Origin of the sequence: Bradyrhizobium sp. B097 (assembly GCF_038957035.1) — a bacterium.
GTDB lineage: Bacteria > Pseudomonadota > Alphaproteobacteria > Rhizobiales > Xanthobacteraceae > Bradyrhizobium.
The window spans coordinates 3,028,289-3,042,002 of record NZ_CP152412.1 but is presented as its reverse complement, the minus strand read 5'-3'; the positions used below and the strand labels follow the sequence as shown (position 1 = coordinate 3,042,002).

At 64.5% G+C, this 13,714-nt stretch carries 10 protein-coding genes; 5 read left to right on the top strand and 5 right to left on the bottom strand.

From position 1 onward, the window contains the following. Positions 1-43 precede the first annotated feature (43 nt). On the top strand, positions 44-1,390 hold the full coding sequence (locus tag AAFG07_RS14025) for a hypothetical protein (RefSeq protein WP_342727789.1): 1,347 nt from the start codon (positions 44-46) through the stop codon (positions 1,388-1,390). A gap of 38 nt (positions 1,391-1,428) precedes the next feature. Continuing rightward, positions 1,429-2,154 (top strand): formyltransferase family protein, encoded by a 726-nt coding sequence (locus AAFG07_RS14020; RefSeq protein WP_342729150.1) that lies wholly within the window; start codon positions 1,429-1,431, stop codon positions 2,152-2,154. Positions 2,155-2,239: 85 nt separating this feature from the next. On the opposite strand, the gene AAFG07_RS14015 is transcribed toward AAFG07_RS14020, so the two are convergent. Next, on the bottom strand, positions 2,240-5,305 hold the full coding sequence (locus AAFG07_RS14015) for an adenylate/guanylate cyclase domain-containing protein (protein ID WP_342727788.1): 3,066 nt from the start codon (positions 5,303-5,305) through the stop codon (positions 2,240-2,242). A 292-nt stretch (positions 5,306-5,597) separates the two neighbouring features. Here AAFG07_RS14015 and AAFG07_RS14010 point away from each other — a divergent pair, with 292 nt between their 5' ends. Then, positions 5,598-6,086, top strand: coding sequence for a hypothetical protein (locus tag AAFG07_RS14010; RefSeq protein ID WP_342727787.1), 489 nt, complete (start codon positions 5,598-5,600; stop codon positions 6,084-6,086). Positions 6,087-6,192: 106 nt separating this feature from the next. Here the strand turns inward: AAFG07_RS14010 and AAFG07_RS14005 are convergent, their stop codons facing one another. After that, positions 6,193-6,396, bottom strand: a complete 204-nt coding sequence (locus tag AAFG07_RS14005) for a hypothetical protein (RefSeq protein WP_342727786.1) — start codon at positions 6,394-6,396, stop codon at positions 6,193-6,195. 2 nt (positions 6,397-6,398) lie between these two features. On the opposite strand from AAFG07_RS14005, the gene AAFG07_RS14000 reads away from it, so the two are divergent. Beyond that, complete coding sequence (locus tag AAFG07_RS14000; RefSeq protein WP_342727785.1) at positions 6,399-6,722, top strand: hypothetical protein; 324 nt, start codon at positions 6,399-6,401, stop codon at positions 6,720-6,722. A 48-nt stretch (positions 6,723-6,770) separates the two neighbouring features. On the opposite strand, the gene AAFG07_RS13995 is transcribed toward AAFG07_RS14000, so the two are convergent. Together AAFG07_RS13995 and AAFG07_RS13990 are read right to left on the bottom strand one after the other, a co-directional pair. Next, positions 6,771-8,165: a TIGR00366 family protein gene (locus AAFG07_RS13995; RefSeq protein ID WP_342727784.1), complete on the bottom strand. Its 1,395-nt coding sequence runs from the start codon at positions 8,163-8,165 to the stop codon at positions 6,771-6,773. Between the two features lie 111 nt (positions 8,166-8,276). Beyond that, positions 8,277-11,678, bottom strand: coding sequence for a molybdopterin-dependent oxidoreductase (locus AAFG07_RS13990; protein ID WP_342727783.1), 3,402 nt, complete (start codon positions 11,676-11,678; stop codon positions 8,277-8,279). Positions 11,679-11,811: 133 nt separating this feature from the next. Here AAFG07_RS13990 and AAFG07_RS13985 point away from each other — a divergent pair, with 133 nt between their 5' ends. After that, positions 11,812-12,489, top strand: a complete 678-nt coding sequence (locus AAFG07_RS13985; protein WP_342727782.1) for a GntR family transcriptional regulator — start codon at positions 11,812-11,814, stop codon at positions 12,487-12,489. A 36-nt stretch (positions 12,490-12,525) separates the two neighbouring features. On the opposite strand, the gene AAFG07_RS13980 is transcribed toward AAFG07_RS13985, so the two are convergent. After that, entirely contained in the window at positions 12,526-13,686 is a 1,161-nt protein-coding gene (locus AAFG07_RS13980) for an acyl-CoA dehydrogenase family protein (RefSeq protein WP_342727781.1), read from the bottom strand. Positions 13,687-13,714: the final 28 nt, after the last annotated feature.

Genomic DNA, 13,714 nt, shown 5'->3' with positions numbered 1-13,714 from the left:
TGGCCGCCCCGCTCGTAGAAGGTTAACGAGGGGTAGCGCGGGCATGATTTCGGCTGACACGGTGCAAGCGGACGGCTTGCAGACAAATTTCGACCAATTACTGGCGACCAACAACATCCGGATGAGCGCTGCACAGCGCCGGCGGCTCGCATGGCTGTCCGAACGGCTCGGACGCGCGATCGTCCACCAGGCCGGGCGGGACCATGGCGTCATCATCCTCGTCGAGCCGCCGAGCGGCCCCGCCGCCGAATTGCTCTACCGGTCGCTTCGCGCCGATTGTGCGGTCGTTATCCCGTTCGGCGAAAATCCCGCGTTCGATTTCCTGAAGTCCAAGCTGACCGACTTCGGGACGATCGGGCCGAGCTTCGACGGCCCACACGAAATGTGGTGGGGCGGCCTCAACTGGCGCCCGATCGCTCCGGAAGAAGGCTCCCGGTCCGACGCAGCGCTGCGCGTGGTCTCCTGCTTTCCTCGCACCTGCGGCGACGATCATGCCCGCGTGCTCCGGGAGAAGCTGACCGAATTCGAGATCGCTTCCGACATCGTACCGATCGAAACCGCTGACGGCGAGCACATGCGCGCGTCCGAAAAGTCTGCCTTCATGCTGCGGATGTGGCAGGAGCATCGCGAGCCGCTGCTGTTCATCGAGGCCGATGCAACGCTCAGCGAACCGCCATTGCTGCCGTCGTCCCTCGACTGCGACATCGCGCTCCACAAGTGGAACCGGTGGGAGATGTCGGCGCGCACCTTGTATCTCGGCCGCACCCCGGCCGCCGAAGCGCTGCTGCGCAACTGGCATCACATCGCGACCGCCTATCCTGCGGTCTGGGAGGGCTACCTGCTCGACCAGGCCTGGAGCCTGACGTCGTCGCAGATGGCGCTCGACACCGCCTGGCTGCCGCGCTCGTACCATGCCCCCGCCGAAGATGCCGGCACGCCCCGCCACACCACGGTCGTCCACAATCTGCCGACCGACAACAGCGACCTTGGGCCCGATGCCGAATTCGGCGTCACGATGCGGGCCGCGCGGCGCGCCAGCCGCAGCGGCGGCCGCGACGCCATGATCGTGATCAAGTCGCCGGCCTCCTCGAACAACGCGATCACCGTGATCATGCGCGACATCGCGACCAGCGACGCACGCGAAATGGCCACCAGCATCGAGGCGGTCACCGGCGCGTTCGCCGCCGATTGCGGCGGGTTCGGCCGGCTCGAGCTCGCGCTCTGCCCCTGGCAGGACGATATCCGCGCGGCGAAATCGGCAGCCGCCAGCGCGAACAACCGGATCATCGAGATTGCGCCCTGGCAGGCGTTGCCGGCCGATCTGTTCCGCACCGTGGGTCAATCCCGCGATGCCGGCAGCGTCCTCGTCGTGGCCGGGCAGCGCGGCTGATCAACGGCACAACCACCAGGCAAGAGAAGGACATCGACATCATGAAGACCATCATCCTTCTCACCGGCGTCGCCAACCAGCAATTCGCGCTCACCGAGCTGCTGAAGGCGCACAATCCGGCGCTGTCGTTCCGCTGCGCGGTGACGGCCGAGGACCTCGCGGCGATCGAACCCGAGGTGTTGCGCGAGGCCCGGCTGCTGGCGTTCACCACCAGCGTCATCGTGCCTGAAAGCATCCCGGCGGCGCTCGGCCATGGCGCTTACAATTTCCACCCCGGTCCGCCGCAATATCCCGGCTGGGCGCCGGCGCATTTCGCGCTCTATGACGGTGCACGCACGTTCGGCGCGACCGCCCATGTGATGGCCGCGCGCGTCGATTCCGGCCCGATCGTCGGGGTCGAGTCCTTCATCATTCCCGACAAGATCAGCGTGCGTGGGCTCGAGCAGATCGCCTATGTGCGGCTTGCCCATCTGTTCTGGCGGATGTCGCGCGATCTCGCATGCGATCCCTCACCGCTAAGGGAATTGGAGATCGCCTGGTGCGGCATCAAGAGCACCCGGCAGATGTACCGCGACATGTGCGAGCTTCCCGCCGGCATCAGCGCCGGCGAGCTGGCCCGCCGGATCCGCGCCTTCCACGACGACTTCCGCGCCATCCCGCTGACCGTCTCCCTGCACGGCATCCGCTTCGAGCTGGCGACGACCGCCACGCAGGCAGCCGAGGCACCGCAGGTGATCTCGCCGCCGCTTGCAGCGGTGTCCTAGTGGCGCGACGAGGTCAGGTTGAAGCGTCATCGCGCTCGCGCTTGATCCTTTCGGAAAGCCGCTTCGCACTTCTCCGGGTCACGCTCTAATGGCGCCAGGGTTCGTCCTGTGGATCGGCAAGCATCCCGTTCAGGAGCGCCTCGGCCCGATGCAGCAGCGGCTTCGTGCCACTGCTCGAAGCAATCGCGATGGCCGCGCGCAACTGGTGCAGAACGGAAGTCCTGTCGTTCTCATTTGACGCCGGCGATACCGTCGCCTCTCCGAACAACGCCTCGGCTTCCAGGCCGGAAAAGCCCTGCTGCCGCGCGGTATTCCGGGCCTCTCGCAGCATGTTCAGCGCAGCCTTCGTATCGCCGAGCCGGCTGAGAGCGAGTGCCAAATAGATCGAGGTACGCAGCACGATCGAGGTATAGCTCACCGACCTGGCTACCTCTCGGGCTTCGACGAGCGCAACCCGCGCTTCAGCGAGACGTCCCTGTTCCAGATAGGCAATACCGAGATGGCAGCTGATGACCGGCACAAAGAGGCGAATTCCATACTTTTGCGTAATGGCAAAAGCGTCCTCCAGGATCGCCGCTGCTTCGCCAGGATTGCCCCGCCCGAGCGCCAGACAACCGCCACTATAGCCCGTGCCAACGCGATCAAATGGCCTGTTGCTCTCGTTGGCGATCGCCGACGCGCGTTGATGAAACTCGGCCCCCGTATCAATCTCTCCCAAGGTCGTGTGGGTCACGCTTTTCATCATGCAGCAGAGCAGCTCGAGGGTCTTCGGCGTCGTCCCGGGCGGCGCGCTGGCATCCGACCCGGACAGGCGGAGGCAAGCCTGTCCCAGCATCTGCTCCGCGTCGCGATAGCGCCCCGCAATGAAATAGGCTTGGCCAAGGCTGTATTGAGCCAGGTTGAGCCAACCCGGATTGCCCCACTCTCCCGCCAGACGGGCAACCTCCTCGCCGGTTTCGATGGCCTCGACCGGGGTACCATAGAAGTTCTGCGCCCCCGACCTGACCGCCATCGCCGCGACCTTCCGCCCGATATCATCGATCGCGTTGGCGCGTCCCTCCGCGTCCCTTCCAAGGTCGAACCATTCGGCGACCTTGCCTGCGCTCATGAAGGCTGTGCGCGCCTCGATACGGAGGTCGACCGCATCCGCTTCGCGCGAGCGAGCGAACGGCGTCTTGTCGAGTGCGGTCATCGCGATCTCGAAATAGTTGGCTGCGTCGGCAAATGCCGATCGTGCCAGGCTCTTCCGCGCGGCAGTTCTGCCGTAGCTGAAAGCTTTCTGCCAATCCTTCGCCCGCATTGCGTGATAGCAGAGCCTGTTGGGCTCATCATACGAGCTTCCATTGCCCTCCAACGTCGCAAGAATGCGTGCGTGGACGCCTTCACGCACTTTTTCGACCATCGAGTCGTAGATGACCTGGCGGACCATTTCGTGCGGAAACTCGAGCAATTGATCCGGCTCGATATCGATTTTCACGAGAAACTCGGAGCGGTCGAGAACCGCAAGGCAGCGCTGCAGCGCGGGCTCAGGGAGGCCAGACGCCTCGCGCAAAATAACTTCCGTCGAGCGCGGGCCTAGCGCTGCCGCGATCTGCAACAGGGAGCGTTCCTCCCTCGACACCCGATCCAGACGCGCTGCGATCACACCCTGGATGCTACTCGGGATGCCAAGCTCGCCGACCGGACGCGCCAGCGCTAGATCGCCCCAATGCCCCCGCAGAATCCCGCTATCCTTGAGGCCCCGGCAGACCTCCTCAATGAAGAGCGGCACGCTGGCCGTATGAAGCACAACCCGGCTCTTCAGATCGGCCATGTTCGCGGACCGCCCCAAGATGTCGTCCAGCATCTCCCGTCCAGCATCCTCGCCGAGCGACCGCAACGCGGCGATCTCGGCGTTGCAGCGCGCGATCCAGTCCGGAATGCCGTTGGGTCTGCTGGTCAACAGCACCAGAAGGCCAGGTATCTGCAGCGCCGCGAGCGCAGCGACAACGGCTTCGCTGGCGCGATCGATCCAGTGCAGATCCTCGACGAGGATCACCGTGCGCTGGCCGGCGACCAGACTCTCGAGAATCGCGCAGCTCGCGTCGCTGATCGCGCGGCCGCGCGCGTGTGGCTCCAGTTCGCCCCACTCTGGATCCGATATCGGACGATCCAGCACCGCATTGATGGCGGAACGCGCAGTCCCGGTCAGAGCCGTGGGAGGCTCTGTCTGGAGATCGGCGTCCGCCGCAGTCCCTTCGAGCATCGACAGCACCAGCGCCTTCAGCGCGCTGAACGGTGCACCTTGAAGGTTTGGACTGCATTCTGCGTGGACCGGGCGCCAGCCCTCGCGCTTGAGCTCGTCGACAAACTCGTGCACGAGCCGCGACTTTCCGATGCCGGGATCACCGATCAAGAGAGCCGTTTGCCGGCTCGCCCCGGCATTTTGAGCCAGCTGCCTGAGCAACCCGGTCTCGTCCACGCGGTTGACAAACCGTGCAACGCTTCGTGCCCTGCGTACCCGCCAACTAGAGACATTGGTTGCGCCGGTCACACGGTAGATCGGCACAGGCTCGCTGAACCCTTTGAGCCGTTTGCGACCCAAATAGTCGAACTGGACATTGCCATCGGCCAGGCTCTGACAAGCCTCGGACGCGTAGATCTGGTTCGGTCCGGCGACTGCTTCGAGGCGCGCCGCGAGATGCTGCGCTGCCCCTCCGATCTCATAGACCTTGGAATATTCGCTGGCGACCATGTAGGTCACCACGCGTCCGGCATGGAGCCCCACCCGAACCTGGAGCGCCGGATCACCCAAGCCCCCGATACGTCGAACGAGCTCGATCGCCGCATGGCAGGCAAGCGGCGCATGGTTGTCGTCAGCGATCGGCGCGCCAAATACCGCCGCCAGTCCGTCGCCCAATTCCTTGCTGACGATGCCACCAAACTGGCGCACCGCCCCCCGCATGGCGGCCAATGCAGGCTCCAGACGTGAGACGGCCTCTTCCGGGTCAAGATCTGCTACGAGCCCCGTGGAGTCGACGACGTCGGCGCGAAGGATCGTCACAAATCGTTGTTCGCTGTCGGGATCGACGCGTTTAGCTACGGCGGCACCGCATTGGGCGCACCAATTGTCGTTCGCTCCGATCGTCGATTGGCATGCAAAGCAAAGCATTCCTGCTCTCAAAGGCTGCTGTGGTCTCGCCAGCTCAGCATCCCGTTGAGCAGCTTAGAGTAGAGATTACCCATCGGGACATGCTTATCAATCCGGACGTGCAATCCGCCTGCATCCGCGCCAACCCGAGAGGTTGTCGAACTGGACGAAATACAGTCTTGAGTGGTAGGTCGAGTCGCGAGAAATCAGACGGCGCAACCTGAGCCGTACGACCGATTTCGTTCGACATCCCCGCGTTGCATAACTTACGTATAGCCAGAGCAAGCCAAAGTTTTAATGAAAGGGAAATCCTATGGGCGGACGAGTATACAATAACCAGCAATTCAAAGATCATATCAACGCGCACTACTATCCTTTGGATAACATGATCAAGAGCGTCGCTATACTTAAGGCGTCGGATCTTATCGACATCGAGACGCTGGAATATGGCCAATACCAGCCGATCCTGTCGCCCAGGCACCAGTGGCCGGGCGGAAGCGGCAAGCTGTGGCAGAAGGAGATGGGCAAGGCGCGTCTGGACCTCGCCACTCAAGCAAGCACCGCAGTCCTCTCCAAGGACGAGGCCGGTGTCGTACCGCTGACGAAATGCACGCTGCTGGATGCCGCCGTCCGCAAGTGCTTCAACTCCGAACCGCCGATCCCGATGAAGATCGATGTGAAAGAGCAAGACAAGAATGCGCCGAACGCCGATCGGCATGACATTCTGCTGACCTGGGAACACGCCAATGGCGACAATCAGCCGCCAACGCTCCTGCTGCTGACGATGGTCTGCCCGGCCTGATCCCCGATCGCAGGCGGCACTTTCCGCACGACGGTATTCCACCTCACGCGGCTGCCTGGTGGCAGCCGCGACAAAGCTAGCGCGCCGGCGATGCCGTCGGGACGATCTATGACGTCGGGCGGCGCTGCTGCAACAGCGCCCTCACCGCACGCTCCGCGGCGCGAGCCGAGCCGAAATAGCCGCCGTCGAGGCCATCGAAGGCGCGATCCGAGGAGAAGAAGCAGAAGCCTCTGGCGTCGCTGACAACGATACCCGCGGTTCGATCCGATACTTCGATGACGTAAGCTTGGGAGCTTTGGGTTTGAGACATGCGTGCTCGATCGCCGGATGACGGCGCTCCTGTCTGATTGTCGGGTGCTTTGGATTTTTCTTAAGCGATCAACAACAGACGCCGGTCGCCGCCGAGACGCAGCGATGCTGCATGCGGCTTCGCATGTCGCACATCAAGCTGCGGTGGGAATGTCTCATGGCAGTGACCTTGAACGACGCGGGTTAGCGCCGATCAATATCCGGCCGAATCGCGCGGCGGTCAATGAAATGACCGACCAAAGATCACCGCCCGGCGCGATGCCTCATTCGCGCCGGCCTGCAAAACAGAACAGTTTTGGCGATCACGGTTGCGGTCCGCTGAACTGATTGGGCGGCGGCCGGGCACCGCGTGTCCTGGTGCCCGGCAGTGCTCACTCAGGGCAGGATCGGCGGGTGATACGTGAAGGTCGCCATCAGGATCGCGGCCAGCAGCATCACGACCGGGAAGTGGATGAAGAACTGCACCGACGTATAGCCGATCAGGTCCTTCGACTTCAGGCCGAGGATGCCGAGCAGCGGCAGCATCCAGAACGGGTTGATGAAGTTCGGCAACGTCTCGGCGATGTTGTAGACCATCACCGTCCAGCCGAGATGCGCACCGATGTCGTTGGCCGCCTTCATGATGTAGGGCGCCTCGATGATCCACTTGCCGCCGGCTGACGGCACGAAGAAGCCGAGCAGCGCCGAATAGATTCCGACCAGGAACGAGAATACGGTGGAACTGCTGGAGGCGCCGACGAACCAGTGCGCGATCGTGTCCGACAGCGTGGTGCCGCTGCTGTTCGGCACCTTGGTCAGGATCTGCGCGATACCCGCGTAGAACGGAAACTGCAGCAGCACGCCGGAGACGCTCGGCATCGCTTTGGAAAAGGACTCGATCAGGCTGCGCGGGCGCCAGTGCAGCACGATACCAAGAATGAGGAAGACGAAATTGTAGGTGTTGAGCCCCGACAGCGTGATCAGCGGATTGCCCGACTGGAACGTCTGCCACAGCCAGCCTGCGGCAAGCAGAGCGATCAGGATCGTCAGCAGCGGACTAAACTCCAGCCAGTCGCCCGGACGGGCCGGCTTCCTGGTCTCGATGCGATCATCGCCGAGGGCAACGCCGAGGTCTTCCGCGGTCTTCGCCTGCTCCGGTGCCGGTGTCGTGAAATAGCAGATCGCCGCCGACACCACGCTCACCGTCGCGACGGTGACCATGTTCTGCCAGGTCAGGATGGTCTCCGAGAAGCCGATCACGCCGGTGATCGGCAGCAGCGATGCCGGAATGCTGCCGGCATTGGCCTGGAGCTGCGCGGCCGACGACGTGATGCCGAGGGTGAAGCCGCAACCGAGCCCGAGATAACCGGCCGCGCCGGCCGCCCGATAATCGAGGCGGATATCCGTGCGCCGCGCGATCTCCCGCACCAGCAGACCGGAGAAGATCAGGCTCAGGCCCCAGTTCAGCAGCGAGAGGAAGATGCTGAGCATCCCGACAAAGACCACCGCACCACGCCCGGTCTTCGGCACGCTCGCGAGCCGCGCCAGCACGGCCGCGATCGGGGGCGACATCGCCACGACATAGCCGCCGATCGCAACCAGCGCCATCTGCATCGTGAAGGGGATCAGGTTCCAGAATCCGTCGCCAAACGCGCGACTGACGGCGAGCGGCGAACCGCCATGCAGGATCGCGCCTGCGGCAACCGCGATCACGGCGATCAGGACGAAGACATACGCATCCGGAAACCAGCGCTCCGCGAACGCTACCAGGGCCTGCGAAAATCGCGCCATGATGTTATCAGCGACAGGTTTTCGCAGGCTCACGGTTTGGTCGTGCGTTGCATTCGTCATCAATCTGATCCCCTTCCGGTGATGCGGTTAGCCTTCAATCGTGTTTGGTCATCAAAGTGCGAGCGTGAGATCGGTGAGCGGCACGGCCTGGCAGGCGAGGCACTGCCCCTCGCTCCCGTCGACAGGGCCCAGATGGGTGAATTCCCCATCGACCACCTCGACCGCGCAGCTTTCGCATTGCCCGACGCGGCAGCCGCTCGGCAGCGCGACGCCCGCCGCACTTGCGGCATCGAGCAGCGTCCCCTGCTCCGGTCCCCACGTGAAGCTCTGCTTGCTGCCCGCAAGCCGGATGGTTCGCGGCGCAAGGTCGCTCGGCACCGACGGCGGCGACACGAAGCTTTCGGCAAAGATGTCGAACCGCGGGATACCGAGTGCCACTGCGGCTTCGATCTGTGCCGCGACAAAATCCGGCGAGCCGCAGATGTAGATCAGCGGCCGGCGCGCCAACAACGGCTTGACTTGTTCGAGAGCGAGCCGCCCCTTACGCAACGACTGCGAAGCGACCGGATCCTGCGCGAGCGGGGCCGAATAGAACGTCACCCGCGTCAGCTCCGGCGTGCAGGCTTCCAGTTCGGCGAGCCGCTGCGCGAACGGATGCTCCCGGCTGCTGCGGCAGCCGTGGAGCAGCAGGACGTCGGCAACGCGATCTTGTTGCGCTGTGTGTTGCAGCGTCTCGAGATGGCTGATGAACGGCGTGATGCCGATGCCGGCAGCGAGGAAGACCAGCGGCCGTGGCCCCTTCAGCGGCGGCGTGAAGATGCCGCCCGGCGGCTCCAGTAGAACCTGGTCTCCAACGGCAAGACCATGCAGACGATCCGGCATGAAGAACGGCGCGTCGCTGCTCCGCGCTTCACCGAGGAAACGTCCCTTCACCGCAATCGATAGCGCTTGCGGCAGGTTGCCCGATCCGGTCAGCGAATAGGCCCGCGCTTCCGTTGCGTCAGGCAACGCAATCATCACGTGTTGCCCCGGCAGGAAACCGGGCAACGGACCACCGTCAAGCGGCAGCAGGCTGAGGGCGACGACGTTATCGGCCTCGACCCTGCGCTCGCCGACCACGAGCCGCCGCTGGCCGGTCCAGACGCCGCGGCTGGCCACGTCGTCCCGCCTGATATCGCACACGATCGCGCGCAGCGGAACGGAGCCGCTGACCGGATCGCGCGCATCGTCATGCAGCACCGCGTTGATGTTGTGCGTGAGGGGGCCCGCCGCCGCCGAGCGATCGCGGCCGAGCGGCGGACAGTCCTCCCACCAGCCGAATTCGGCGACGACAACCCGTTCGTCGAGCGCCGCACTGAGGCGCACCTTCAGGCGCACGGCACCGCCTTGTGTTTCCACCACGGCCCAGTCGCCCTCCACAAGTCCGCGCCGCTCGGCGAGTTGCGGGCTGATCTCGACGGCCGGATCGGGTGACTTTCGCCGCAGCGAGGCGACATGCCGCCAGGAGGAGTGAATGAACCAGCCGCTCTTGGCGGTGGAGAGCACGAGCGGAAAGCGCTCGTCCGCCGCAGTCGTGAGCGGGCTGCCGACCGGTTCGACATGATCGGGCAGCGGGTCATGCCCGTGTCCCAGCATCAGTTCCGAATAGATCTCGACACGGCGTGTCGGTGTCGCAAAGCCCGCCGCCGTTCCGTCATCGCGCGTGACGGCGTATTTTTCATCGCGGAAGACCTGCGGGAAGCGGCGTCCTTCGGGATGTTCGCGCAGATCCTCGACACCGATGCCGAGCGGCGCCAGCTGATAATTCCAGCCGGCCTTGATGTCACCGCCGAAGAACAAATTTCCCATACCGAGCTTGAGCGCGAGTGCGGCGGCGATCTCGTAATCGGCCTTCACTTCACCGATCGGCTCGACCATGCGCGGGCGAAACTGCACGGTCTCGACGGCTTCCTGCGTGATCTCGAACCCGATCTTGAGCGCGTCGCGCTCCCACGGCGTGCTGGCCGGCAGAACGAAATCGGCGCTCTCCGCGGTCGGGTTCATGAACATGTCGATATGAACCTGGAATTCCAGCGCGTTCAGCGCCGCGCGATTGCGCTCCGAATGGCCCTGCGACACGACGAAGTTAGTGCCGAAGGCGACCAGCGCGCGCACCCGGTAAGGCTCGGCCTCGAGCACGGCCCGGCTGAAATCGCGCGCCGTGATCCAGCCCTTCGCCGGCGGGCCAAGCGGTAATTCGGCAATACCCAGCGCCTTGGCCTGCTGCTCCGGTGGCAGGATGTTGTAGTCGTTGAGAGGACGTGTCGGCGGCGGCACCGGCCAGCGATTGCCGCCGGGCCGATCGCACGCGCCGGTCAGCGCATAGAGCGAGGCGATCGCGCGCTCGATCGCGGTTGCATTGGTGTGCTGGCCGACGCCGGTCCAGGAATGATAGGCAAGCCGCGGCCGGGCTCCGAGCAGCGCATTGAATGCGTCGATGTCCTCGACTTGCAGCCAGGTCAGTTCCGCCACGCGCGCCGGCGTATAAGGCGCGGCGCGCTCGGCCAGCAATTCGAACGCGGTTGCCGCCGAGATCATCCGGCCGTCGCGCGCACGGATCGACAGCGCGCCGCGAAGCCGGCCGCCGCGCTCCGGCGCGTAGCGGGTGTCGCAAGCCACCGGCGAGCCCGACGCATCGAGACGAACGAAAGCCTCAGGCGCACCATCCGGCCACAATGCGTCGGCGCGCAGGAAGCGCCCGGTAGCGCGATCGACCAGCAGCGATCCATTGGTCCATGCATCGACGAAGTCAGCATCGAAGCTGCCGGTCGCGATGAGATGACGGATCGCGCCCATCGCAAGTGCGCCGTCGGCACCGGGGCGAATGCGCAGCCAGAGATCGGCCTGCTGACCCGAGCCGTTCGGCTTGGGATCGACGACGACGACCTTGGCGCCGCGCCGACGCGCGTCGGCGATCCGCGTCGCCTGGGCGAGCCAGGTGCGCGCGGGATTGTGGCCCCACAGGATGATCGCGTCGGCATTGTCGTAATCGGGAAAGCCGATGCCGCGGCCGAAGGTCAGCGCGTGCGCATAATCCTTGTGCCAGCCGCAGATCTCGACCGCATAGATCAGGTTGGGGCTGCCGAAGCCGCGGATGAAGCGCTCGACCCACTCGAAGCTGTCGACCATCGGCGTGCCGCTCGGCGTGGTGACGCCAAACGCAACCGCCTCGGCGCCGCTCTCAGCGCGGATGCTGCCGAGCCGGTCGGCGATCTCGGTCAAAGCCTCGTCCCAGGACACCTCGACCCAGCCGGGATCGGTAGCATCACGCGGCCCGGTCCGCTTCAGCGGCACCGTCAGACGGCGCGGGCTGGCGACGATTTCGGGGGCGGCCCGCCCCTTGGCGCAAAGCGCGCCACCGGTCGGGTGGTTATTTAATACCTCCACGCCGACAACCCGCCCGTCCTCGACCACGGTGACAGAACCGCAGCGCGAGCGACAAAGCGTGCAATAGCCGGGTAGACGCTGCTTCACCGCCGTCTCATCGTCAAGTCAGCCCTAGTGACGCATTCTTGTAATGCGTTACACATTTACGTCATACGCTACCGGCCGCGTCAAGGCTAAGTAATAATCAGGGACGAATCGGAGCTCCCGGCGAGAGGCACCCATGGACCAGAATTTGCGCGAACAGGTGCTGCAGCGGGTGCGCGCCGAGATCATTTCCGGGCAGAGCCTTCCCGGCACGATGTATTCGGTGCCGTCACTCGCGGCGAGCCTCGGCGTCTCCTCGACGCCGGTGCGCGAAGCGCTGCTCGAGCTCAGCCGCGGCGGCCTGGTCGAGCCGATGCGCAACCGCGGCTTCAAGGTGGTGGAGCCGTCGCTGACCGAGCTGCGCAATTTGTTCGACATGCGCGAGGTGCTGGAGCTGCACGCCGCGGTGCTGGTCGCCGCCAATCCTCCAAGGGATCTACCAGTCGTGCGCGGCTGGGCCGACCAGATCGCCAAGGCCGTCGAGACCGACGACGTCCAGCTCTATCTGGAGGCCGACCGCAACTATCATCGCGAGTTCATCGCAGCCGCCGGCAATGAGCTGCTGACCGACATGGTGATGAGCCTGCGCGACAAGATGCGGCTCTACGGCATCAGCTCACGCGCCGGCCTCGAACGGCAGCAGGCATCGGTGCCCGAGCACTACCGGCTGATCGAACTCGCGCTCGCCGGCGAGACCGAGTCATTGCCAACCTTGCTACGCAGCCATATCCGCTCCTGGGAGCCGATCTTCGTCGATGCCTTGATGCGCTCGAAGGAGTACGCGCGCGAGCCGCTGCGGCAGGCGCGCGGGTGACGCGGAGCGAAATAGACGGCCGGTCGCGGTGACCGGCTAGTCCAAGATGCTCTTGTAGTGCTCCGAGAAGACATCGCGGCCGATGATCAGCCGCATCACCTCGGAGCTTCCCGCCAGGATCCGGTTGACGCGCGCGTCGGTGAACATGCGGCTGATCGGATATTCATCCATATAGCCCGCGCCGCCGTGCAGCTGTACGCCGAGGTCGAGCATCTTCCATTCGACTTCCGACGACATCATCTTGGCCTTGGCGCCCATGTTGCTGGTCAGGCGCCCCGCATTGTGCTCGGCGACGCAGTGATCGACATAGACCTGCACGAGGTCGATTTCGGCATCCATCTCCGCCATGCGGAACTGGGTATTTTGCTGTTCGGCAAGCGGCCTGCCGAACAGCTTGCGCTCCAGCACGTAAGCGCGCGTGATGTCGAATGCCTTGCGGCCATTGGCGATCGACCCGACCGCGGAGATCAGCCGCTCCTCGGCAAGACCCTCCATCAGATAGTAGAAGCCCCTGCCCGGTTCTCCCAGCACGTTGGCCTTGGGCACCTTGACGTTCTGGAAGAACAATTCGGCGGTGTCCTGCGCCGGCATGCCCATCTTCTTGAGATTGCGGCCGCGCTCGAAGCCTTCCATGCCCCGCTCGACGATCAGCAGCACCATGGCGTGCTTCTTCTCGGCGCCCGCGAGCCTGGCGGCCACGATCACCACGTCGGAATTGATGCCGTTGGAAATATAGGTCTTCGAGCCGTTGAGCAGGAAATGATCGCCCTTGTCTTCCGCCGTCGTCCGCATGCCCGCGAGGTCCGAACCCGCGCCGGGCTCGGTCATCGCGATGGCCAGGATGGTCTCGCCGCTGACGCATTTCGGCAGGAAGCGGTCGCGCTGCTCCTCGGTGCCGAAGCGCTTGAAGTAAGAACCGACCAGGCGACTGTGCAGCGTGTTGAACCAGCCCTTGCAGCCCGAGCGCGCGGTCTCCTCGATGATGATCTGCTCGTAGCGGAAGTCCTCGTCGCCCATCCCGCCATACTTTTCCTCGGGCCAGATCATCAGGAAGCCGAGGTCGCCGGCCTTCTTGAACGCGCTGCGGTCGACGATGCCGGCCTCCCGCCACGCCTCCATATGGGGCGCGATCTCGCTGGCGAGGAACTTACGGTAGGAGTCGCGGAAGATGACCTGGTCTTCGGTAAAGCTGCGCATCATTCACCCAATAGCGCTCTCAAGCGGC

Bases quoted from the DNA above. Each gene is read 5' to 3' on its own strand.
- AAFG07_RS14025 (WP_342727789.1), top strand. From the start codon at position 44: ATGATTTCGGCTGACACGGTGCAAGCGGACGGCTTGCAGACAAATTTC.
- AAFG07_RS14015 (WP_342727788.1), bottom strand. From the start codon at position 5,305: ATGCTTTGCTTTGCATGCCAATCGACGATCGGAGCGAACGACAATTGG.
- AAFG07_RS14010 (WP_342727787.1), top strand. From the start codon at position 5,598: ATGGGCGGACGAGTATACAATAACCAGCAATTCAAAGATCATATCAAC.
- AAFG07_RS14005 (WP_342727786.1), bottom strand. From the start codon at position 6,396: ATGTCTCAAACCCAAAGCTCCCAAGCTTACGTCATCGAAGTATCGGAT.
- AAFG07_RS13995 (WP_342727784.1), bottom strand. From the start codon at position 8,165: ATGGCGCGATTTTCGCAGGCCCTGGTAGCGTTCGCGGAGCGCTGGTTT.
- AAFG07_RS13985 (WP_342727782.1), top strand. From the start codon at position 11,812: ATGGACCAGAATTTGCGCGAACAGGTGCTGCAGCGGGTGCGCGCCGAG.
- AAFG07_RS13980 (WP_342727781.1), bottom strand. From the start codon at position 13,686: ATGCGCAGCTTTACCGAAGACCAGGTCATCTTCCGCGACTCCTACCGT.